3 protein-coding genes are annotated in these 3,551 nt (G+C 74.4%); 2 read left to right on the top strand and 1 reads right to left on the bottom strand.

The window, feature by feature from the left end; all coding sequences use genetic code 11:
- Window positions 1-1,590 (top strand): SpoIIE family protein phosphatase (locus tag HW445_RS22680; RefSeq protein ID WP_180222812.1); only part of this gene is annotated, 1,590 nt, incomplete at its 5' end.
- Between the two features lie 101 nt (window positions 1,591-1,691).
- Entirely contained in the window at window positions 1,692-2,186 is a 495-nt protein-coding gene (locus HW445_RS22675; protein WP_180222811.1) for a MarR family winged helix-turn-helix transcriptional regulator, read from the top strand.
- Here HW445_RS22675 and HW445_RS22670 read toward each other — a convergent pair.
- On the bottom strand, window positions 2,067-3,551 hold a 1,485-nt coding region (locus HW445_RS22670), incomplete at its 5' end, for a PP2C family protein-serine/threonine phosphatase (RefSeq protein WP_180222810.1). The genes HW445_RS22675 and HW445_RS22670 overlap by 120 nt on opposite strands.

Below are 3,551 nucleotides of genomic sequence, written 5' to 3'. Positions count from 1 at the left end.
CCTGCTGGACGAGGGCTGGAACGGTACGGCCGGCCAGGCCCCCCCTCGCCCGCCCCCTCGCCCGCCGACGCGCCGCTGCGACGGGTCGCCTTCGCCCCGGAGGGCGCCGAACGGAGCCGGAACGACGGCGACAGCCGCCCGTTCCCCTTCCCGACGCCGTTCACCCAGGTCCTCAACGACCTGCGGCCCCGCCTGGTGAGGGTGTCACCGGACGAGCCCTGGCTGGCCACCGCGCCGGAAGGCTTCGCGCCGCTCCTCAGGGCCCGGGTGCACTCCATGATCGTCGTCGCGCTGACGGCCCGGGACACCGTGCTGGGGCTGCTGACCCTGTACCGGAACCGGACCGACTCCTTCGAACCGGCGGATCTGGACGTGGCCCGGCAGGCCGCCTCCACCACGGCCGCGCACCTGGACAACGCGCGCAGCTACCTGCGCGAGCACACCGTGGCGACGGCGCTGCAGCGACGGCTCCAGCCCGGGAACGTCCCCGAGCTGTCGGCGGTGGAGACCGCCCACGTCTACCTGCCCGAGAACGCCGGCGGCACCTGGTTCGACGTCGTCCCGCTCTCCGGAGCGCGCGTCGCCCTGGCCGTCGGCGACGTCCTCGGCCAGGGCGTCGAGGCGGCGGCCACCATGGGCCAGCTGCGGGTCGCCCTGCGCACGCTCGCCCTCCAGGACCTGGAGACGGACGACCTGCTGGCCCGCCTGGACGAGGTCGCCGCCCAGCTGCCGGGTGTCTCGGCCGTCCCCGACGGCTCTCCCGCGGGGAGGTGCGCGGTCACCGTCTACGACCCCGTCTCGCGGCAGTGCGTGATGGTCCGTGCCGGCCACCCCGCGCCCCTCGTCATCGGTCCCGACGGCAGCCCGATCGAGGTGGAGGTCCCCGAGGGGCCGCCGCTGGGGGCGGGAGGTGAGCGCGTCTACGCCCCGGCCGTGGTGGAGCTCCCGCCGGGGACGCTGCTCGCCCACTGCACGGAGGGCCTGCTCGCCGCCGGCGGGAGTGACCGGGCCGCCGCCACCCGCCGTCTCACCCAGGTCCTCTCCTCCACCACCCAGCCGCTGCGGGAGCTGTGCGACACGGCCGTGTACGCGATGGCGCCGTCCCGCCACGACGACGCGGTCCTGCTGCTGGCGCGCACCCGCGCCCTGCCGCCGGAGCAGATCGCCGACTGGACCCTGCCCGCCGACGTCTCCGTGGTGAGCACCGCCCGCCGGCTCGTCGAGCGGCAGCTCGCCGCCTGGCACCTCGACGAGGTGGCGTTCACCACCGAGCTCGTCGCCACCGAACTCGTCACCAACGCCATCCTCTACGGCACGGGCCCGGTCCGCCTGCGGCTCATCCACGACCGGGACCGGCTGCTGTGCGAGGTCACCGACGCCAACAGCGCCAGCCCTCACCTGCGCCACGCCCGCGACAGCGACGAGGGGGGCCGCGGCCTCTACATCGTCATGAAGCTCACCAGGCGCTGGGGCGTCCGGCACAACCGCAAGGACAAGACCATCTGGGCCGAGCAGCGGCTCGACGACGGGCCGGCGGAACCGCCCGCCCCGCCGGGAGGGTTCGACATCGAGACGGTGCCGGAACTCTGACCGGCGTGTCACCCTGCGGCTCCTCGGGTACCGCGTACGCAAGTACGTGGTAGCCACATGGACCGGCCCCGGAGGGGCCCCTGACTGAAGGTGATGCGCACGTGACTCGCCTCGGCGGCTCCGGAGACGGCCGGACGGACGGACCGGGTGACGACCTCCTGTCCCTCGCTCGGGAGATCGCCCACGGCGTGGACGGCCTGGCGGAGCTGTGGTCCGTGGCCGCCCAGGGCGCGAGTCTGCGCCTGTCACCGCACCAGTTGCGGGCGCTGCGGCTCCTGGAGGCCGAGCCCGAGCTCAACCTCACCGCGCTGGCCCAGGGCATGGGGATAGGAACGCCGACGGCCAGCCGGCTGTGCGACCGGCTGGAGGCGGCGGGGCTGGTGTCGCGCCTGCTGCATCCCTACGACCGGCGTGAGGTGCGGCTGGTCCTCACCGGGACCGGCCGGCAGGTGCTCGGTGAGGTGGCCGATCGCAGGTCACAGGCGCTCGCCGAGGTTCTCGCCGGCATGGACCCCGTCGCGCGGGAGGCGCTGCGCCGGGGGCTGAGGGCCTTTCCGGCGGCCGGGACCGGGGAGGCCGGGGAGGGCCCTGGGTGACTGCTCGGTCGCCTGCAGGTGGCACAGCAGCAGGCAGACGTCGTCGTCGCGTTCGGAGGTGTGGAGCAGCGGTTCGAGCAGGCCGTCGGCGACGGCCTCGATGTCCTGTTCCAGTTCCTGCGTGCTGAGCGCGCCCATCATGTCGCCGAGGCGGGCGATGCCCGGGTCGATGCCCTGTGCGCGGCGTTCGACCAGGCCGTCGGTGTAGAGGGCCAGGGTGGAGCCGACCGGCAGGTCGGCCCGGTGGTCGGCGTAGACGTACGGCACCGGGATGCCCAGCATGACGCCCGGTTTGGCGTCCAGGACCCGTACCGTGCCGTTGGCTCCGCGGACGACGGCGGGCAGGTGGCCGGCCGACGCCCAGACGACCTCCGGTTCGCCCGGGCGGAAGCGGGCGATCATCGCGGTGGCGTACAGCTCGGGCTGCAGGTGCCGGAGCATGCCGTGCAGCCGGGTCAGGATCGCCGCCGGGCTCTCGTTCTCGACGGCGTAGGCGCGCAGCGCGGTGCGCAGCTGACCCATGACCACGGCCGCGTGCAGGCCGTGCCCGGTGACGTCCCCTATGACGGCCAGCAGGCTGCCGTCGGGCTGGATGAAGGCGTCGTACCAGTCGCCGCCGATGTTGAGGCCACGGGTGGCGGGCAGGTAGCGGGCGGCCAGCAGCAGTCCGGCCTGGGTGGGCAGCTCGGTGAGCTGGGCGCGTTGCAGGGTCTCGGCCGTGTCGCGGGACTGCTCGTAGCGGCGGGCGTTGTCCAGGGCGATGCCGACCCGGCGGGCGAGTTCGACCAGCATCACCGAGGTGTCCGCGTCGAAGCGCGGGCCCGGGGAGGTGAGGGTGAGGACGCCCACCAGGCCGCGTGCCAGGAGGGGGATCGCCAGCACCGGCCGCTCCGGGAACAGCGCGGAGGGCCGGAGGTCGTCGACGCCGGGCAGCTCACCGGGGTACGGGGCGGCGTGCTGGGGATGCCCGGTGCGGGCGGCGACCACCGCGGCCTCGGTGTGGTCGCGGACACCGCGGGGGTCCTCGTCGTCGTTCTCCTCGCCGAACAGCCAGACCTCGAGGTGCTCCGCGTACTCCGGAACCAGCAGCTCCTTCAGCCGGCTCAGGATGTCCCGGTGGCTCAGGGAGGCCGTGATGGTGGCGCTGGCGTCGCCGAGGAAGGCCAGCAGGCGCCGGGCGCGCTCGGCCTCGGCGCGCGCGGTCCGCTCCGCGTCCAGCAGGTCGCGCTGGACGCGCGCGGCGGTCGCCAGGTTCGAGTGCAGGGCGACGACGCCCTGGTTGGTCTGGTGGAGTTCCTCCCGGTGCATCCGGACGAGGTGCTCCTGCTCGTCCAGGAGCCGCAGGACGGCCGCGGTGTCCTCGTC

Origin of the sequence: Streptomyces sp. UH6 (genome assembly GCF_013421635.1) — a bacterium.
GTDB classification, from domain to species: Bacteria; Actinomycetota; Actinomycetes; order Streptomycetales; family Streptomycetaceae; genus Streptomyces; species Streptomyces abyssomicinicus.
This window is presented reverse-complemented; position numbering and strand designations above follow the sequence as displayed.